The following is a 14701-nucleotide window of genomic DNA, read 5'->3' on the forward strand; positions in this document are numbered from 1 at the left end:
CTTGAAGGCCTCCAGATCAGAAGGATCGTATCGCCGCACTGTTTTATTGCCACGTCCGATATTGATGTACGGCAAGTCTCCGTCCGCCATGAGGTGGAATAACTGACGGTTGGAGATGCCAAGTTCATTCGCGGCCTGCTCTGGTGTCAATAGAGGCATTAGATACTCTCCCCGTTGTTCTGCATATCCACCGCCTGTCGCTTCCTCCGCATCTCGGTATGTCCATAGCGGTCGGTATGGGCGGTGTAGCCGTGCTCACGAAGCCATTTGATGATTGCTGCGAAAGCCTTGTCGTATGGCTTGTTCATCTCCGCTCCTCCTCTACAAGAGGGCTAGCTGCGAGGGCCGCTTTGAGCATTCTGGCAGTATCCGGCCATTCTGACTGTGCGGCTGCCACCATCGCTTCACTCGGCTCACTCAGGGCTTCGAGGATGGTGGCTATGATCTTTTCTGCTCGCTCGATAGCTACTAACTGCCCACCGTAACCGAAGGTTCGTTTGAAACGATCTTGTTTGTCTGGTCCGCGAAATCCATACATTTCCGGTGTTGTCCCAAACGATGCTGGATCAATAATCCGCGCCACCTTCTCGACCAGTTCTTCATACGTTACCATTGCTGCCTCCATGCGCCTTGAGGTACGTGATTTCCCACGTCGGATGAAACTGTGAAGTGTAATTTTCTCCGTCGAGTTGAATGTTCAGCCGACCATTAGAGGCGCTTCGAATTGTTCCGAATATAGATTTGGACGGATCATTCCATCCACCGGTGTACTTTATGCGACCGCCGCGTTTCGCAGGGACAGAGTAGTACTTTCTTACCCATTCCATACTCATGACGCGATCCCTTCGAACTGCTGCGGATTTTCGAGGCGCTTTCGGGCAGTCTCAAAAATTACATGGTCTTTCTCAATCCCAATGAAATCACGACCAGTGTTCCAGCAAGCAACGCCCGTTGTTCCTGACCCCATCGCATTATCAAGAACAGTGTCGCCGGGGTTTGTGTAGGTTCTGATGAAATACTCAAACATATCGAGTGGCTTTTGAGTGGGGTGCAGCGCTGATTTCTGCTTGTCGCTGGGAAACCTCACCACACTGCGCGGATAGCGCTCGGTGGATGAGTATGGCAGCTCAGTGAACTTCTGCTTGCCATAGTTGGTTGTGGTATCACGCCGCTTCACGGCAGTTTTTTTGACGTGACCCGTTGTCTTGATAGGATTGTATGTCGGCAACTTTCTATAGAAGACGAGCACATTCTCATGTGCCTTCATCGGCATTTTCTTCGCATTCATATGACCGGTTGGGTGAGACTTTTTCCAAATCCATTCGTACCGGAGCATGTTCAGATTTGACGCGCCAAGCACCTTATCGAATGGGGTCTGCGCAGTCAGAACAATAGCGCCTTTGCAGATACGCTTATATTCAGCCCACAGTGGCTCAAGAGGTATGATGCTATCCCACGAATTGCGAGTTGTGCCGTATGGCAGGTCGCACAAGATCATATCCACGCTTGCTGCAGGCAGGTTCTTCAATAGGTCAAGACAATCACCGTGCCATAGCTTCACCATGTCACCGGCCCTCCAGAAGCGCGAGGGGAGCGGGCGGCAATGGCATCCAGTGCTTGCCTGTATTCAATCGATAAAGAGCAGAACGGTAATTGACCCCGGCAATCTCACAGGCCTGTGACAAAGGCATAGATACGCCCTCAAGCTCAACTATTCTGTGTGATCGCTTATTGCGAGATTGGGTTTTTGGATCAGCCCAACGGCAATTATTCGGCTCGTAGTCGCCATTCACATCAATGCGATCTATAGACCAGGACTTCCGTGGTTTTTCTCCCATGTCACGAAAGAATGCGTCGAAGCTTTCCAACCAATCGTGGCATACTTTTATGCCTCTATAGCCATAATCCTTGAACTTTAAGTTCCTCGGGTTGGTACACCTATCCCGGATTTTTATCCACGTATTGTATTCAGATGATCTGGACTGACCATGCGTGGTGTGGAGGGCGATAACTGATCTCGACACAGCTTCTTTTTGGAGGCATCCGCAGCTCCTAGTGTCTCCGCTACGCAAAGAGCGAGGATCAACAATGGTTATTTTCCCGCAATCGCAAACGCACTTAACTGTTCTGCGTCCGTTGGGGGATTTATCGCCATCGTCTAAGACAAGAAGGCGCTCAAATCTCATGCCTATGACATCAATCTTGGCTGGCATTGTCATCTCCAGTCTTCACTGTGCTGATCGGATGCCACTCGCGTATCGCCTGCTCGCGTACTTCGATAGGTTGGGCGTAGAGGGGAATGTCAAATTCAATACGGTTCTTTGGCAGCGCACTATTGTATTGCGCGGCAGAGATAAGCTGATTTTTGCGAAACTCACTGCTAGACGCATAAGCAACGATCTTAGAAGCAGCAATTCGACGCTTGCCTTTTTCTACTGCCGCATTGAACATGTCGACGTCATTTTGATCCACTTCTGTGACTGGACTTTCATCTGATAGAATGAAGTCGATCATTCGATCCACTTTGTCCGGCTCCTGTAAGCAAGGAACGGAGAGGGCTGCTCCATATGCATCATACTGCGCCTGTCGAAATGGGGAAAGGTCAGAGGGGCGACCTACGGTGGAGAGGGCGGCAAAATCTTCTGAGTGAATGCGCTCGTAGGCTTCGTCTTTGAAACAGAACCACGTTGAATGTGGCTGACCCTTTTCAAGAGCGATTTTTTCGGCAGCAGTTTTTATACGTTCTGATAAGTCAGTCATGATCGAGCCACTCCACTATGAGGATAGCCGCCGCAGGAAACAGTAGTGACAAAATTATGATGCCAATAAACTCACCCATGGTTCTCGCCCCCGTTCTCAGGAGAGAGCGCGGCGCGAGGGGTTGTGGCGCACTTTTCACAATACCAGTTATCGTTGATCGCCTGTTTCCATCCGCATTTGCGCAGAGTGCGCACTGCTTCCGCCCGACGATAGCCAATCCCGAGAAATGGCAATTCACATTGTGTGCAATGGACTTCGTAACTTGCGATTAGCTTACCCATCTATGCGCCCTCGCTTTTGAGAGCAGGCATGCCCAATTCCGAAAGCCATTCCTCGCGCTGATCGTGCCGCGTGGCAGGTAATTGCAGAAATGCCAACCGGTCTTTCAACCAGTCGTTCTGCTCCCGCAACCCCTCTTTCTCCCTCTGGCACTTAGCAAGCTCCCCAACCTGCAAGTCCGAAATCTCTTTCCAATCGTCACGCGACTTCTGCATCTCAGCAAAGGAGGCTTCGGCTTGCTCGGCGCGCTCTCTATAGATTTTTCTGTCCGCGCGGGCAGCCTGTATCAAATGGCTTTTTTGTTCCAGATACGCCTCAAGTGCTGCTACGGTTGCTTGGTGGTCGGTGAATAGGACATAGTCCCCCGATACGTGTGGCGTCATACTTGCAGCTTCTCCGCACCAAACGGAACCGCCGTCAAATTCATAACGCTGTATTGCCACCGGCTGCACGTCCGCCTGTACCATCTCTACGGGGTGGGGGTGTGCTGAAACAGCGGCGTCTAGATTTTTTCCGTACCAAGCCCACATAGCTAGAGTGGCGACCTCATCCCGCAAGGCGGTTGGTGGTGCGCACCCATACTTTTCGAACAGGTTTTTTATTTGAAGCCAAGTCGGTTCAGTTTCAGATTTCCGCAAAGGCTCCAATGTCGGCTTGAGGGCAGTATCAGTCATCTTGGCGACCCTCCGCTTTGGCGATGGCACGTTCGCGATCATCATCAGATAGTTCATGACCAGCGCTAACCCACGCCTTGTTCCACCCTTGCTGATACAACCATGGTTTTTCTCGTCTCTCAGCTTCCCAATATGTTGAATCACATTTATCGTGATATTTTGAGAGCGGGTTGTTTGCGGCGTATGCAGACAGCCAAACCTTACTTCCTATTTCATCAACCAGTTCCAGATCCGTCATCGCTTTGAGTTTTTCAGCGTATTCAGTCATGGTCGGCTTCTCGATGCCAAGGTCTGTAAATACGCAGCCGCTGCTTGGCGTAATTTTGGTTGTCATGACGCGCTCCTGAGACGATTGTTTCGCGCAAGACCACTATTGATCCTGGCCACGCAAAATGGTTCAGCCTGGTCACCGAGGCTCGACCAAGCCCCATAGAGCGTCAGGGCAAGCTCATGCGGGTCTATCCGTTGCTTGGCCCACCAATCGGCCTCATTGCCACTGTGCTGGTCTCTGTGGGCTTCTGGGGATAGAGGGAGGCACCACAGATCATGTGCCTTATGCCCTTTGCCGCGCCCGTAGTGCATGTAATGCGGGTTCGCGAATGAGATATGGGCAGCTTGGACGCCATATTTCCCTGAAACCACACATGGAAGTTTATGCAGGAAGGCGAGATAGCTGACCTTCTTTGTCGGTTTGACTTTCGGAGTCTGGTCCGAAAATGAGTGAGCGATGCGAAACCCAGCCATCATTCACCGCCAATCAATCGGGAATCCCGATCTGTGTCAGGTGAAATGCCGTTTTGTGTCAGGTGGTGGAGGTGATAGGTCATCACGCGACCCCCTTCCAAAGCGCTCTAATACCCGTCGCGAGCCAAAACACAGAGAAAACCCAATAAATCCAAAGCGCACCCTCGTTGAATAAATACTGGTGTCCGCCCCCATTCGCCCAATTGGCCGATTGAAGTGCCTGTGCGACGCAGGCTACGCAAACTGTGATCCTCATCGGTTTACCTCCCACATTTCACGGGCAAGAACATTCTCAAGTTCCTGGGCGAGTACTGCTCGATAAAGATCATCGTGCTTTGCTTCGCGGGCTATGTTTTCCAATTCGCGCCGGCCGCGGGCATGCGGTGGCAAAGATTGGATACGAAGGCGGATAGTGTCGGCGTTGATGTTCATATCGCACCTACCAAGCCATTGAGATACTTGAGGGCAAACTCTGACGTGAGTTCCTTCTTGATCACCTTGTCGGTCGTTTCAAAGCAGATGCGGACAAACTCAAGGCCTTCCGGCAGTTCGTCTTTCCAGACGTTCTTGGTACGCTCCAGCACTCCTCGACGCTCACCCGCAGGCAGATCACTGTTGGCGATCTGAAGGAGCTTGTCCTTGCATTCGCGCTTGAGTTCACGGATGACGGACGGATTTCTGCCGGTTGTCTGCTCGGTGAAATCGTCAATTTCGGAGTCCAGTGAAGACGACGGGGAGGCGACATCATCCCCACTGGACTCAAGTGCCGATTCATCATCGGTTAAATGGGCGGAAGCGACACGCTCATTGGGGGCGATGGCGTCAATGTCGCTTCCTGCATCAGCTTTCGTGGGGAGATCGTCGGCTGATGTTTCTGAATTCTGTTCTGGAACGCCACCAGTGAGCGTTCCGGTCTCGCGGGCTACATTGGCGGCATTAAAGCCTTCCTGCTCTCCATGGGCTTCTTTGGCGGCAGCAAGGCGCGCCTGCAGTGTCGTGCGTGGCGTTACATCCTTTGCGTTGTCTGCACCTTGGAACTGTTCGGCTTCGTCACGGTCGTACACGCCGAGAAGAACTTCGGGGCAATGACGACGAGCCCACGACCGAGCGGAGAAATAGCCAAGCTGCTGCTGTGGATCTGACTTCCACAATGGCGAGTTCTTGGTAGTGATGCTGCCAATGGATGGAGACGTGTAAACGCACTCCTCACCATCAAGCGTTCCGGTAACGGTGCATGTCATTGCGGCTCCAGTGCCTTCAAAAACATACTTCAAGCGCCCCTTAATGCCGGATCGGGTATTGACTACGGCGGCGATAAGCTGGGCCTCATAAGCGATAGCGCCATTCACGGCATAGGACTTCGAGGCCACAGCAAATGGCGACATCTGCCACTCAAGGGCTTGCATTGCCACAGCCATGCATGCGCCTGCGTTCCCGCGTAGATGCTTTGGTAGGGCAATATCGGCCTTGCACATGACTTCTGCGAAGCGAACGACTTCACCCAGGTTCTGCGGTGCAATTGACGTACCATTCGCGCCAGTCGATACCGATACGCTGTTAATTGATGTTTCACGCGGTGCGATCTGGTTCATGATTGATTTCCTTTGGTCGGAAGACTTGAGCGCAGATCGGACAGCCAGCGGTTGCGTTCTTGGGTGCGCCATATTTCTTCACCACGCGCCCTTTCATGATAGGCGACATCGTGATGTGCTTGCTTCAACCTATCTTCCCTCCACTCAGCACCGGTTAGCTTTACTGGGGATTTGGAGGGGTAGTCTCGCTCGATTGAGATGTTCAATTGCTCAACCATGAACTCCTTGATGCCCTCTGCATCAGTGTGCCACGAAGAGACTGCATCTAGCATCGAGCGGTATCGAGAGTTGCGCAATTCGCGTTCCGCCCTGTACTTGGCGTCACTTGCCATCGTAGATTTGTACTCTTCAACTGCGCGACTTTCGCATTCCGCTTCTGAAAGTTTGGGCAACGTTTCGAGCACTGCCTTTGCCTCTTCGAGCTTATCGTCGTGATATTTTGTCTGGGGTTCAAAGCGCTCCGGAATCGGCGCATCCCAAGGTTCATCGCGCATCATTATGCAAGCACCCATGCCGCGCGCGCAGATCAAGGCAAATTCCCGCAGTGTAGTGATTTTGCCGTCACCAACAACGGCTGTGTATCCAGTGGGCATTATGCTGCCTCCTGCTCGGCGATCTGCGCCTGTCGGTTAAGGAAATTGTCGATGTTGTCGGCAGCCCATGGCTTCATTGAGATTGGACGTTCGCCGCGATTGAATGGTTCACGGCCGGGCCAATATCCTGCATCAAGGCATTCACGGATTTTCCGCAACGCCCATCGCACACATGCTTCACCACGATCCATCGTGAACGTGTCAATCTCAACGTGTGCGGTATCTGGCACGTCATCGTTGAGCACATAGAGCAGGGCGAAGGTTTCGAAGGGGATGCCAAGACCGCGGCAAACCATACGATTCATTGCAGCTTGAAGGTAATAGCCGCAGTCGAATATCTGGCGCTGCAGAAAATCCTCATCCATGCTGGACGTGGATTTCAGATCACAAAACACACCGTCTGCCGCTGGAATGACATCAGGACGCGAACGAAGCCAGATGCCTGTCTCTGGGTCGCGATAGAGCATCGAGCGCTCTGCACGGCCATTCAGGATGCCTTGCTGCACCTCTGGATAGTCGGCGGCATCTTCTGCCATACGATTGATGGTCTTGAGCTGGTCATCGGTGAGGACGGTTAGGCCCTTGCTCGCGGCATCTGCCAGCCACTGCTTGCACTTGTTGGAATTGCCAGACCAAGGCTTTTCAACGCCTTTTTCATCGACATAGGTTTCAGGCCGGATCGCATAGTGATCGCGAAATGTGCCTTCACCCAGCAGCAGGAAATGCACTGCTTTGCCGAACTCAAGGGCAGGACTGGTCTTCGGAACCACGTGACCGGGATTCCATTTCCACCGGCCCCAGAAAGCCTTCGGGCTTCCACCATGAACCGGCAGGATGTGCTTCAAGGCGGACTTGGAGACAGACGGGCCATTCAGCAGATGAACATTTCCGTGGTAGTCATCCATTGGAATATTGGCATAAACACCGTTTTCCTTGATGGTCTTGCCATCCCAAGAGATTTCGCCGGCCAACCCACCGATGATCTTATCGGTAATCGCTCCAAGAGACTGCATGGCGCCGGGTTCAATGCGATCCATTTTCATTTCATCCGCTCCTCAGTGGTGTCAGCGATTTCGTTGAGAAGTTCCCGCGCAGCTTCCCTGCCGTAGATCAGGCAAAGGTCGCGGTAGTTCTGGCGAAGGTGATATTCGTGGAAACCCGATGGTCTGGACTGTGCATATCGCTTCATCCGGTCTTGCATTTCGGGTGGTGTATATTGGGATGGAGAAGTCATGCGTCACCTGCATGCTGCAGCACATACTGGATGTCAGACGACAATTGCTGGCCAGATGCTTCGGAGAACAGACGTGAATAGTTCCATTCCGTGTCGCGAAACACGCGTCCGTCAATGTCATCATTGAAACAAGACAGAATGTCCGTCTGTATGGCCGCATCTTCAGGAGTGACAACTGTGAAGCGGTCGATAGCGGAAGAGACGCGATAGTATCCATCGGACCAATCTCCTCGCGTTTGCTGCATGGCAACAGCGAGATCCAACCTCTGATCCTTGGCGCGTAACGCTTCTAGAACATCATGCCACTCAACCGTTTCTGGAAGTGCGTATCGCAAGATCAATTCCGCGAGTTTGATGTTCTCCCGTCGCGCCTTGAGCTTGTTTTCAATCTCTCGCGCTTCAGCAAGAACGCGAGCTTCCTCGACACGATCAGCGTCCTGTGCATATTCGGTGTAGGTTCTTTTCAGTCGTTCATAGGTGAAAGTGGCCGCTTCAAACCCATCGTTGATTTTGACGGTCCGGTTGAGATCGCCGAGATAACCTGCATCATGCCGAATGAGCTTCGGCATTCGCGCGCGGCTTTTGAAGTCCCGTTCGCTGTAGCTGTCGGGAATTCCGACCTGCTTCATGATATCGGTGATAGCCTCACGAATGACCTTGTTGGTCTCAATCTTTAGCAGATTGCGCTCATGAGCTTCGACGTCCTTTGCGCGTGCTGCCTCCAGTTCGGATTGCGCTTTCGACGCAATTTCCTTGTTAGTAGGCTTGCGATAGTAGGAGCGAATATGGCTTTCATAACTCTGAGGACTGGCCATACATTTACCGACAAACCCACAGAGTTCGAGTTCTTCAGCCTTGTTGAAAACTGTCATGCGACCCTCCCGATAATTCCAATGATCAGGATCGAAAGCATCACCACGCCGAAGACAGCGAGCGCCCACATTGAGCGGTGAACGCGGTTGGTCTGGATGATGCGGATCAGGTCTGGTTCCTGTAGGAAAATCATGACGCACCGCCATTTTCTGGTGCCATCGCAACAATCCTGCGGGCAACCTCAATCGCTTCAGCCTGGGTACGGCTTACCGTTGCTCTGCCGCGGTGAAACACTTCCAGCAGATCATCTTCGCCATCCGAAATGATAACGCTGCTTGCCAGATCAGTTTCGTTTACGAGAACTTCCCATGTCTTGGCGGTCATGATGCACCACCCTTCTCGCGTTCCGCGATCATGGCGTCGGCAAACTCGTATCGAAGGGCCGATACTATTTCGGCTCTGGATCGAATTTTCGGCTTGTAACTGTCGTTGTGGGGATTGCGCGAACGATCAAGCTTCTCATGAAGCTCTACCTGAGAGATATCCGGCTGCGGGGCATGGATCGCCGCATAGTCGCGTAGGGACATTCCTTCATTGATGTGGATTGTCTGATCGAGTCCGTCACTGGTTTCGTAAGCGAATGGAAACGCCGGACCACCTGTATTGATCTTGCTCATAGCCCACGCCTCCGCTTGATAATCAGCAGCTGTGCAGCCCGAACAATGCAGGCGAGCATGAAGAGAACTGCCGCGAGAAGGATGGTGATCATGACGACATCCTTTCGGCCTGATGCGATGCGATCAGTCGGTTTTCGCGGTTGTGCTTGATCCGGTTCCGTTCCGAACGGCTCCAGTCGTCAACAACTTCCTCAACCTGCTCATCGGTGAGCATCGCGAGGCCGTAGCGATCAAATAGGGTTTCAACGGCTTCACGCTCGGCCCGATAGCCAAAACTATTGATGAAGCGTTCCATGCGTTCACGAGTGGCTTTAGTCATGATGCCACCGCCAATTCTTCCGCTTCGGATGCATCAACCCGTTCCACGAGATTGAGCCACCACGTCGCGTAGTTCCCATCTCCGAATGACACCCATGCATGGTCATCTGCGATAGCAAGGACCGTCGCACCAGATGGGCCACTTCCATCCTTGAGGCGCAGTGTGTCACCAAGGACAATAACCGGATGAACCATGGTCATATCCTTGATGACGGCGTAAAACTCGTCATAGAGGACCTTGACCTTTTGTTTACCTTCGTGGCCAAAGTCGGAAGCGATAATAGCTTCAATGAGAACCCTGTCGCCCTTTCGGAATTTTTCCATAATTACATTGCTCCCATTGCGATAAAGATGACTGCTGAGAGGAACACGGCGAGGGCCATGCCCTCAGCCAGTGCGTCGAGAAAATCGCGCATTATGCTGCCTCCTGCCTGCCTACGGCCTTGCACAGCGCATCGTGATGCTGCTTGAGCATGGCCATCTGGTTTTGATTGAATGACCAGTGTCCGCGCTTGGCGTGTTCGCGGATGAGAAGCTTATCCAGCGTCCGAATGGCCGAGTGGATTTCCGTCTCTTCATCGATGTGAAGAATGTCGGTCAGAACGAACAATGTATGACCGCCGCGTTCCATCCGGTCACAGACCTGACGAAGGGTTTCAGACTTCACCGCCGCATTGACGGCCTTGAAAACGAGATTGGAAAGGTGCGCGTTCATGCTGCACCGCCAGTCGCGACGACGTAGTGCGTGATACGGCCAACAAAACCGTTTGGGCAGGTGTGCCCATCAATTGACCAAGTATCGGCAGGTATTGAACCCGCAACAAGATCAAAAGATGGATAACGGTCAACGTTCGTCAAAACATGGACGATGGCTTCTGCCGGAACAGGAAGTCCATCCGATGTATGCTTAATCCAGTTAAAATCTGTGTTCATGTCATTTGCCCCATGTGTTGAGCAGATCAGGCTGGGCCGTCTTCGTACTCGTTGGTATGGGGAACATTTATACCTAGTTGGTATTGTCGTCAATACCTGTTTGGTATAAATGTGAGCGATGTTTAAAAGACCCGATCTAATAGCTTCCCGATTTAAAGACCTTGAAGAGCGCTTTCCGCCAGTTGATGCGGGGCTATTTCTTGCTGATCAGCGTGCGTGGGTGAGGAGGGTGACGACTATGACCGATCTCACCCATCACGAACGCGTGGCCGCAATTTTCATTGGAATGGTGTGTTCGCCAGACCGGCCATACTGTGTTGCCGGCATGTCATACATCGAAAAGCAGACAGGTTGTGATCGAACCGTTGTTTTTCGGGCGACAAGAAAATTAAAAGCCGCGCAATTGTTGGAAATTGAGAGTAAGGCGCGAGCGGGTAACATTTACATTTTTAAGTGGCCGTATAGCTAATGGTTGCTGCACAGCAACTAATTATTGGTTGCTGCACAGCAACACAGATATAAACCTACAATCTGATTAATACCTATATTCTCTTTCATAGGGTAAAGAGGCTTCAGAATATGGCTCTGTCAAAGAGCTATTCTCTAGAAACGGCATACCGGACGCGTCCAACTATGCGGATTGTATCACCATCATCGCCATTCAAAGCGATTGGTTCTTGAAACCTCGGGTCTGTCGATTCCGGCAGGAGCCATGGTTTCCTTTGATCATCAAACCATAAAATCTTTACGGTTGCCTCTTTCAAGCCGTCTGACCGTTCGCGCTCAACAATGTAGCGTTTCCCAGGTATCAGATCCTCATGCGTTTCGATGATGTGAGTAAAAACTAATACAGTTCCTTCAGGGTATCGCCTGTTCATCGAGGGGCCGCGTGTTTCCGCAGCATATAGTGGATATCCGTTTAGTGAAGTATCATGCGGTATAGGTACATCGTATTGATCTTCTTCTGACAACTCCCAAGTCTCCTCCCATTCGCCCGCTTGCACATATCCTAGAACTTTAACCATGCGGGCTGGGACAGAAGTATCATCCTCATCAGTAAACAATATTTGCGCAGCTGGGATACCAAACTCAGATTCTATTTTAAGAGCCCACTTTTTTGACATGGGCCGTTTCCCGCGTTCAAGCCGTTGATACTGCGGTTGCGACGTGCCTAAACGCTTAGCCATTTCGGCTTGTGTGAGTTTGAGCTGGTCTCGAATTTCCTTGAGATTCTTCATGCTCAATCGCTAAGGCCAATAAAAAATGCTGTCAAAAACCAAAATGGTATAAAAACCTGTTTACAATGATATACCCAGTTGGTATAAAGCATCATGACCCTAGCACAATACCTAGATGAAAAATCACTGACGGAGACTGCTTTCGCCGAACTGATCGGCGTCAAGCAGGCAACCATCAATCGATACATCAATAAAAAGCGCTTCCCGTCGCCAGATGTAATTCGAAAGGTTGAAGCCGCTACGAAAGGTAAAGTGAGGGTTTCAGACTGGTTCTTAATCGATGAGGCTGCGGCATGAGCAGACATCTCAATTTGGGATACACGGACTGGGATGCGTTTGATCGGTCGATAGCTGATGCACAGCAGAAAAAGACAATAGCTGTTGTCATTGAGGAGTCTGACAATTTCCTCCACACCATATTCGAATCTGGAAGCGAGCCTAAATGGGCCCATCCAAGTCAACGTGAATCCCTCCTCAAACTTCGATGTGCTCTCATCCCACTAGGTGAAAGCATCGGTGTGTTGAACGCCGAGGGTGTTCGGTTGATGGACGAGGTTATGGCTGCAGACAAGGCGAGGAAAGCGAAATGAGCATTCATTCCTTTCCACGTTGCGCAGGCTATCTGAAAGGAATGCGCGTCAAACTCAATGATCCGGCAATGACCGACTATTGGTTCGCCGTGATCGTCGCTGATGCTGCATTTGATGATGATGAGCTGGTGAAAGCGGGAACGGTGAATTTTGATACGATGAGAGGTGAGGAAATCCTTGCCGGCCTCGAAACATTGTTCCCAAATCGCAAGCGCCAGACCAAAAATAAACACCAAGGCGCTTGGTTTGATAGCCTCAAGGCCTGTCTCGGTGTGAGGGGCGTAAAGGTATCCAGCCTCAAGACAGATGACGAGTATTGGGAAGTTGCAATGCTTCTCTGGCCTTCCGTCATCAAGCGCAATGAAACCGGTCATATCGGCGGAATCCTTTCACAAATCCAAAGCATGTCAAAGAAGCAGCGGTCGGCATTGGCTCGCCGTGATGCCATTCCTGAAAAATGGAGAGCAAAGGCGTGATCAACCCCCAAGATTTCCAATCGGACGACGGCGAAATCGCTGAAGTGACAGGATATGCCCGACTTGCGAACGCCACATGCGTTGAAATGCCGTCGTCCGGCCAATTCCCCTGGAATTATGACATGGATGCTGCGCCTCGCGGAGAATACGTCACCACGACGTACACGAATGGCAAAGGCAAGAAGGTAGAGAAAACCGTCTATCAGCATCAGAAGGTCATCCTTGCCAGCCCTTGCGGTGTTGTGACGGTGGGACGCTGGCTGCCCAATGAAGAGCGTTGGGAAATGTTCACGAAAGCCGTCCCGCCGATTGCGTGGATGCCTTGGCCGACTTCACCGGTTCTGAAAGAGCAGGTGGCGGCATGAATTGGCTCGATATAGAAACGGCGCCAGAAGGCATTGTCGTTAAAACAAAAATCCACGATGAGAACGGGTCCCGCAACGAGCAGAACCTTAAACGCAGTGGCAACCTGTGGTTCATTCCTGACGGCAGTATGTATGTCTATTACCGCCCAACTCATTGGGCGCCGGCATGACAATCCTAGCAATCAGCCTTTATTCACTCGGCCCCATTGGTGCTTGCGCTTCCGTACAGAGGGATGCGCCCACGGGCTTGCGTGAATGGGTCTTCATACTCGCTTGGCCTGCCACGGTGGTTGGCGCCACCGTTCTTGGCTTGGCGAACTTTCTGCGGGGGAGATTGCTCCCATGAGAACAAAGACAATTGCACACCCGTTTGAGTTTTCCAGGCCTTACGCGTGCGCTTTTTCACCATCAGTTCCTTCCACAAATCGCGGTCAAATCCGCGTCTTCGATAGGTCTCAATCTATCGAGGAAAAGAAAAAATGTCCGACACAAGACGGGTCAAATCTGACCCAACACGGGGCGAATTAGTAATGCGTGCACTTGCTGACACTCAGGGGATGCCAGTTCCCCAGAAAGCAAACTACTGGCTCGAGACGATCACGAAGGCCCATCACAAGGGCCGACACGACACATGGACTGCAGCTCGGGATCGCGCAGCCAAGAAGGCAGGTGTTGAACTGCCGATGGCCGAACGCATCTGGAAGCGCTGGAAATCTATGAATGACGTTGGTGGCGAGACGGTCATCAAACTCATGCTGGCATACGAGGAAATGGTCCAGCGCAACAACGAGGCCGCTGACGGTTACATGGCCGAGCGGCACGAACTTAGGAAATCAAATGAGGCTCATCAGAAGTCTGCTTAATCGAGCATGGCAATGGCTGCTGCTCGGTTTGGAAAAGCGACGTCAACGAAGAAAGCATTGAGCATGTCAAAAATCATTCGCACACCATCCAAGGCCCACGGCGGGATTACGCCCGAAGAAAAGCTCCGCATGGATGAGCATTCCCAAAAATGGATTGGCATTGCCATGCGCACCGATCCGATTGAACCGGACAAAATCATTCCGGCGATCAAGGGCATTTATGCTGCAGCCAATCTGAAAGAACCGCGAGTCATTATCGTTCCATCACCAATGGTTATGGCTTTTGCTTATGGAGCGTCAGCAGCCATTTGGCATGTGAGGAAGAATGGTAAGGGTGCAGCAACCGATGCAGCAACCCGTGCAGCAACCTATGCAGCAACCTATGCAGCAACCGATGCAGCAACCGATGCAGCAACCTATGCAGCAACCCGTGCAGCAACCCGTGCAGCAACCGGTGCAGCAACCTATGCAGCAACCCGTGCAGCAACCCGTGCAGCAACCTATGCAGCAACCTATGCAGCAACCGATGCAGCAACCGATGCAGCAACCGGT

General features: G+C 51.8%; 29 protein-coding genes and 1 pseudogene. 8 read left to right on the plus strand and 22 right to left on the minus strand.

Going from position 1 to position 14701, the window contains the following annotated elements; translation table 11 throughout:
- Positions 1-3 precede the first annotated feature (3 nt).
- From AC1Q5O_RS03490 to AC1Q5O_RS03590, 21 genes and pseudogenes are all read right to left on the minus strand, one after another.
- Positions 4-159: pseudogene (locus tag AC1Q5O_RS03490) on the minus strand (helix-turn-helix domain-containing protein); the annotation flags it as partial.
- On the minus strand, positions 159-308 hold the full coding sequence (locus tag AC1Q5O_RS03495; RefSeq protein ID WP_177192630.1) for a hypothetical protein: 150 nt from the start codon (positions 306-308) through the stop codon (positions 159-161). The pseudogene AC1Q5O_RS03490 and the gene AC1Q5O_RS03495, both read right to left, overlap by 1 nt.
- Positions 305-613, minus strand: a complete 309-nt coding sequence (locus tag AC1Q5O_RS03500; protein ID WP_071477329.1) for a hypothetical protein — start codon at positions 611-613, stop codon at positions 305-307. Before AC1Q5O_RS03500 ends, AC1Q5O_RS03495 begins: the two co-directional genes overlap by 4 nt.
- Before the next feature lie 216 nt (positions 614-829).
- Complete coding sequence (locus AC1Q5O_RS03505) at positions 830-1564, minus strand: DNA-methyltransferase (RefSeq protein ID WP_071477327.1); 735 nt, start codon at positions 1562-1564, stop codon at positions 830-832.
- 632 nt (positions 1565-2196) lie between these two features.
- Positions 2197-2760 carry a hypothetical protein gene (locus AC1Q5O_RS03510; RefSeq protein ID WP_492561909.1) on the minus strand — a complete coding sequence of 188 codons (564 nt, stop codon included), beginning with the start codon at positions 2758-2760 and terminating at the stop codon, positions 2197-2199.
- Between the two features lie 281 nt (positions 2761-3041).
- Entirely contained in the window at positions 3042-3713 is a 672-nt protein-coding gene (locus AC1Q5O_RS03515) for a hypothetical protein (RefSeq protein ID WP_071477324.1), read from the minus strand.
- The gene (locus AC1Q5O_RS03520) at positions 3706-4047 is read right to left on the minus strand and encodes a hypothetical protein (RefSeq protein WP_071477323.1); all 342 of its coding nucleotides are present in this window, start codon (positions 4045-4047) and stop codon (positions 3706-3708) included. Before AC1Q5O_RS03520 ends, AC1Q5O_RS03515 begins: the two co-directional genes overlap by 8 nt.
- Positions 4044-4460 carry a DUF968 domain-containing protein gene (locus AC1Q5O_RS03525; RefSeq protein WP_218152612.1) on the minus strand — a complete coding sequence of 139 codons (417 nt, stop codon included), beginning with the start codon at positions 4458-4460 and terminating at the stop codon, positions 4044-4046. Before AC1Q5O_RS03525 ends, AC1Q5O_RS03520 begins: the two co-directional genes overlap by 4 nt.
- A gap of 249 nt (positions 4461-4709) precedes the next feature.
- Entirely contained in the window at positions 4710-4889 is a 180-nt protein-coding gene (locus AC1Q5O_RS03530) for a hypothetical protein (protein WP_071477321.1), read from the minus strand.
- The gene (locus AC1Q5O_RS03535) at positions 4886-6049 is read right to left on the minus strand and encodes a recombinase RecT (protein ID WP_071477320.1); all 1164 of its coding nucleotides are present in this window, start codon (positions 6047-6049) and stop codon (positions 4886-4888) included. The genes AC1Q5O_RS03530 and AC1Q5O_RS03535 overlap by 4 nt, the downstream gene beginning before the upstream one ends.
- On the minus strand, positions 6046-6642 hold the full coding sequence (locus AC1Q5O_RS03540) for a hypothetical protein (protein ID WP_071477319.1): 597 nt from the start codon (positions 6640-6642) through the stop codon (positions 6046-6048). Before AC1Q5O_RS03540 ends, AC1Q5O_RS03535 begins: the two co-directional genes overlap by 4 nt.
- Positions 6642-7685, minus strand: a complete 1044-nt coding sequence (locus AC1Q5O_RS03545) for a PD-(D/E)XK nuclease-like domain-containing protein (protein ID WP_083399892.1) — start codon at positions 7683-7685, stop codon at positions 6642-6644. Before AC1Q5O_RS03545 ends, AC1Q5O_RS03540 begins: the two co-directional genes overlap by 1 nt.
- On the minus strand, positions 7682-7831 hold the full coding sequence (locus AC1Q5O_RS03550; RefSeq protein ID WP_492561910.1) for a hypothetical protein: 150 nt from the start codon (positions 7829-7831) through the stop codon (positions 7682-7684). The genes AC1Q5O_RS03545 and AC1Q5O_RS03550 overlap by 4 nt, the downstream gene beginning before the upstream one ends.
- A 41-nt stretch (positions 7832-7872) precedes the next feature.
- Positions 7873-8748: a hypothetical protein gene (locus AC1Q5O_RS03555; protein WP_071477317.1), complete on the minus strand. Its 876-nt coding sequence runs from the start codon at positions 8746-8748 to the stop codon at positions 7873-7875.
- Entirely contained in the window at positions 8745-8882 is a 138-nt protein-coding gene (locus tag AC1Q5O_RS03560; protein ID WP_492561911.1) for a hypothetical protein, read from the minus strand. The genes AC1Q5O_RS03555 and AC1Q5O_RS03560 overlap by 4 nt, the downstream gene beginning before the upstream one ends.
- The gene (locus tag AC1Q5O_RS03565) at positions 8879-9073 is read right to left on the minus strand and encodes a hypothetical protein (RefSeq protein ID WP_071477316.1); all 195 of its coding nucleotides are present in this window, start codon (positions 9071-9073) and stop codon (positions 8879-8881) included. Before AC1Q5O_RS03565 ends, AC1Q5O_RS03560 begins: the two co-directional genes overlap by 4 nt.
- On the minus strand, positions 9070-9366 hold the full coding sequence (locus tag AC1Q5O_RS03570; protein ID WP_071477315.1) for a hypothetical protein: 297 nt from the start codon (positions 9364-9366) through the stop codon (positions 9070-9072). Before AC1Q5O_RS03570 ends, AC1Q5O_RS03565 begins: the two co-directional genes overlap by 4 nt.
- Positions 9367-9454: 88 nt before the next feature.
- Positions 9455-9685, minus strand: a complete 231-nt coding sequence (locus AC1Q5O_RS03575) for a hypothetical protein (RefSeq protein WP_071477314.1) — start codon at positions 9683-9685, stop codon at positions 9455-9457.
- Positions 9682-10008 carry a hypothetical protein gene (locus tag AC1Q5O_RS03580; RefSeq protein ID WP_071477313.1) on the minus strand — a complete coding sequence of 109 codons (327 nt, stop codon included), beginning with the start codon at positions 10006-10008 and terminating at the stop codon, positions 9682-9684. The genes AC1Q5O_RS03575 and AC1Q5O_RS03580 overlap by 4 nt, the downstream gene beginning before the upstream one ends.
- A gap of 91 nt (positions 10009-10099) precedes the next feature.
- Complete coding sequence (locus tag AC1Q5O_RS03585; protein ID WP_071477312.1) at positions 10100-10399, minus strand: hypothetical protein; 300 nt, start codon at positions 10397-10399, stop codon at positions 10100-10102.
- Complete coding sequence (locus tag AC1Q5O_RS03590; protein ID WP_143078476.1) at positions 10396-10617, minus strand: hypothetical protein; 222 nt, start codon at positions 10615-10617, stop codon at positions 10396-10398. Before AC1Q5O_RS03590 ends, AC1Q5O_RS03585 begins: the two co-directional genes overlap by 4 nt.
- 238 nt (positions 10618-10855) lie before the next feature.
- On the opposite strand from AC1Q5O_RS03590, the gene AC1Q5O_RS03595 reads away from it, so the two are divergent.
- Entirely contained in the window at positions 10856-11086 is a 231-nt protein-coding gene (locus AC1Q5O_RS03595) for a hypothetical protein (RefSeq protein ID WP_143078475.1), read from the plus strand.
- Positions 11087-11213: 127 nt separating this feature from the next.
- Here the strand turns inward: AC1Q5O_RS03595 and AC1Q5O_RS03600 are convergent, their stop codons facing one another.
- Positions 11214-11855, minus strand: coding sequence for a LexA family transcriptional regulator (locus AC1Q5O_RS03600; protein ID WP_071477310.1), 642 nt, complete (start codon positions 11853-11855; stop codon positions 11214-11216).
- A gap of 93 nt (positions 11856-11948) precedes the next feature.
- On the opposite strand from AC1Q5O_RS03600, the gene AC1Q5O_RS03605 reads away from it, so the two are divergent.
- The 7 genes from AC1Q5O_RS03605 to AC1Q5O_RS03635 all read left to right on the plus strand — a co-directional run.
- On the plus strand, positions 11949-12152 hold the full coding sequence (locus AC1Q5O_RS03605; protein WP_071477309.1) for a helix-turn-helix domain-containing protein: 204 nt from the start codon (positions 11949-11951) through the stop codon (positions 12150-12152).
- Entirely contained in the window at positions 12149-12445 is a 297-nt protein-coding gene (locus AC1Q5O_RS03610; RefSeq protein ID WP_071477308.1) for a hypothetical protein, read from the plus strand. The genes AC1Q5O_RS03605 and AC1Q5O_RS03610 overlap by 4 nt, the downstream gene beginning before the upstream one ends.
- Positions 12442-12921, plus strand: coding sequence for a hypothetical protein (locus tag AC1Q5O_RS03615; protein WP_071477307.1), 480 nt, complete (start codon positions 12442-12444; stop codon positions 12919-12921). The genes AC1Q5O_RS03610 and AC1Q5O_RS03615 overlap by 4 nt, the downstream gene beginning before the upstream one ends.
- Positions 12918-13286, plus strand: coding sequence for a hypothetical protein (locus tag AC1Q5O_RS03620; RefSeq protein WP_071477306.1), 369 nt, complete (start codon positions 12918-12920; stop codon positions 13284-13286). The genes AC1Q5O_RS03615 and AC1Q5O_RS03620 overlap by 4 nt, the downstream gene beginning before the upstream one ends.
- On the plus strand, positions 13283-13456 hold the full coding sequence (locus AC1Q5O_RS03625; protein ID WP_177192629.1) for a hypothetical protein: 174 nt from the start codon (positions 13283-13285) through the stop codon (positions 13454-13456). The genes AC1Q5O_RS03620 and AC1Q5O_RS03625 overlap by 4 nt, the downstream gene beginning before the upstream one ends.
- Positions 13457-13765: 309 nt before the next feature.
- Positions 13766-14149: a hypothetical protein gene (locus tag AC1Q5O_RS03630; protein ID WP_071477304.1), complete on the plus strand. Its 384-nt coding sequence runs from the start codon at positions 13766-13768 to the stop codon at positions 14147-14149.
- Between the two features lie 12 nt (positions 14150-14161).
- Positions 14162-14701: hypothetical protein (locus AC1Q5O_RS03635; protein ID WP_492561912.1), on the plus strand; the 540-nt coding region annotated here is incomplete at its 3' end.

The sequence above is a fragment of the Phyllobacterium sp. MT110 genome (assembly GCF_058792715.1).

Excerpts from the sequence above, each read along its gene's own strand:
- AC1Q5O_RS03585 (WP_071477312.1), bottom strand. The coding sequence starts at position 10,399 with ATGAACGCGCACCTTTCCAATCTCGTTTTCAAGGCCGTCAATGCGGCG.
- AC1Q5O_RS03530 (WP_071477321.1), bottom strand. The coding sequence starts at position 4,889 with ATGAACATCAACGCCGACACTATCCGCCTTCGTATCCAATCTTTGCCA.
- AC1Q5O_RS03630 (WP_071477304.1), top strand. The coding sequence starts at position 13,766 with ATGTCCGACACAAGACGGGTCAAATCTGACCCAACACGGGGCGAATTA.
- AC1Q5O_RS03625 (WP_177192629.1), top strand. The coding sequence starts at position 13,283 with ATGAATTGGCTCGATATAGAAACGGCGCCAGAAGGCATTGTCGTTAAA.
- AC1Q5O_RS03535 (WP_071477320.1), bottom strand. The coding sequence starts at position 6,049 with ATGAACCAGATCGCACCGCGTGAAACATCAATTAACAGCGTATCGGTA.
- AC1Q5O_RS03615 (WP_071477307.1), top strand. The coding sequence starts at position 12,442 with ATGAGCATTCATTCCTTTCCACGTTGCGCAGGCTATCTGAAAGGAATG.
- AC1Q5O_RS03525 (WP_218152612.1), bottom strand. The coding sequence starts at position 4,460 with ATGATGGCTGGGTTTCGCATCGCTCACTCATTTTCGGACCAGACTCCG.
- AC1Q5O_RS03540 (WP_071477319.1), bottom strand. The coding sequence starts at position 6,642 with ATGCCCACTGGATACACAGCCGTTGTTGGTGACGGCAAAATCACTACA.
- AC1Q5O_RS03580 (WP_071477313.1), bottom strand. The coding sequence starts at position 10,008 with ATGGAAAAATTCCGAAAGGGCGACAGGGTTCTCATTGAAGCTATTATC.
- AC1Q5O_RS03570 (WP_071477315.1), bottom strand. The coding sequence starts at position 9,366 with ATGAGCAAGATCAATACAGGTGGTCCGGCGTTTCCATTCGCTTACGAA.
- AC1Q5O_RS03495 (WP_177192630.1), bottom strand. The coding sequence starts at position 308 with ATGAACAAGCCATACGACAAGGCTTTCGCAGCAATCATCAAATGGCTT.
- AC1Q5O_RS03560 (WP_492561911.1), bottom strand. The coding sequence starts at position 8,882 with ATGATTTTCCTACAGGAACCAGACCTGATCCGCATCATCCAGACCAAC.
- AC1Q5O_RS03610 (WP_071477308.1), top strand. The coding sequence starts at position 12,149 with ATGAGCAGACATCTCAATTTGGGATACACGGACTGGGATGCGTTTGAT.
- AC1Q5O_RS03505 (WP_071477327.1), bottom strand. The coding sequence starts at position 1,564 with ATGGTGAAGCTATGGCACGGTGATTGTCTTGACCTATTGAAGAACCTG.
- AC1Q5O_RS03605 (WP_071477309.1), top strand. The coding sequence starts at position 11,949 with ATGACCCTAGCACAATACCTAGATGAAAAATCACTGACGGAGACTGCT.
- AC1Q5O_RS03600 (WP_071477310.1), bottom strand. The coding sequence starts at position 11,855 with ATGAAGAATCTCAAGGAAATTCGAGACCAGCTCAAACTCACACAAGCC.
- AC1Q5O_RS03520 (WP_071477323.1), bottom strand. The coding sequence starts at position 4,047 with ATGACAACCAAAATTACGCCAAGCAGCGGCTGCGTATTTACAGACCTT.
- AC1Q5O_RS03545 (WP_083399892.1), bottom strand. The coding sequence starts at position 7,685 with ATGAAAATGGATCGCATTGAACCCGGCGCCATGCAGTCTCTTGGAGCG.
- AC1Q5O_RS03595 (WP_143078475.1), top strand. The coding sequence starts at position 10,856 with ATGACCGATCTCACCCATCACGAACGCGTGGCCGCAATTTTCATTGGA.
- AC1Q5O_RS03550 (WP_492561910.1), bottom strand. The coding sequence starts at position 7,831 with ATGAAGCGATATGCACAGTCCAGACCATCGGGTTTCCACGAATATCAC.
- AC1Q5O_RS03590 (WP_143078476.1), bottom strand. The coding sequence starts at position 10,617 with ATGAACACAGATTTTAACTGGATTAAGCATACATCGGATGGACTTCCT.
- AC1Q5O_RS03565 (WP_071477316.1), bottom strand. The coding sequence starts at position 9,073 with ATGACCGCCAAGACATGGGAAGTTCTCGTAAACGAAACTGATCTGGCA.
- AC1Q5O_RS03500 (WP_071477329.1), bottom strand. The coding sequence starts at position 613 with ATGGTAACGTATGAAGAACTGGTCGAGAAGGTGGCGCGGATTATTGAT.
- AC1Q5O_RS03510 (WP_492561909.1), bottom strand. The coding sequence starts at position 2,760 with ATGACTGACTTATCAGAACGTATAAAAACTGCTGCCGAAAAAATCGCT.
- AC1Q5O_RS03555 (WP_071477317.1), bottom strand. The coding sequence starts at position 8,748 with ATGACAGTTTTCAACAAGGCTGAAGAACTCGAACTCTGTGGGTTTGTC.
- AC1Q5O_RS03575 (WP_071477314.1), bottom strand. The coding sequence starts at position 9,685 with ATGACTAAAGCCACTCGTGAACGCATGGAACGCTTCATCAATAGTTTT.
- AC1Q5O_RS03515 (WP_071477324.1), bottom strand. The coding sequence starts at position 3,713 with ATGACTGATACTGCCCTCAAGCCGACATTGGAGCCTTTGCGGAAATCT.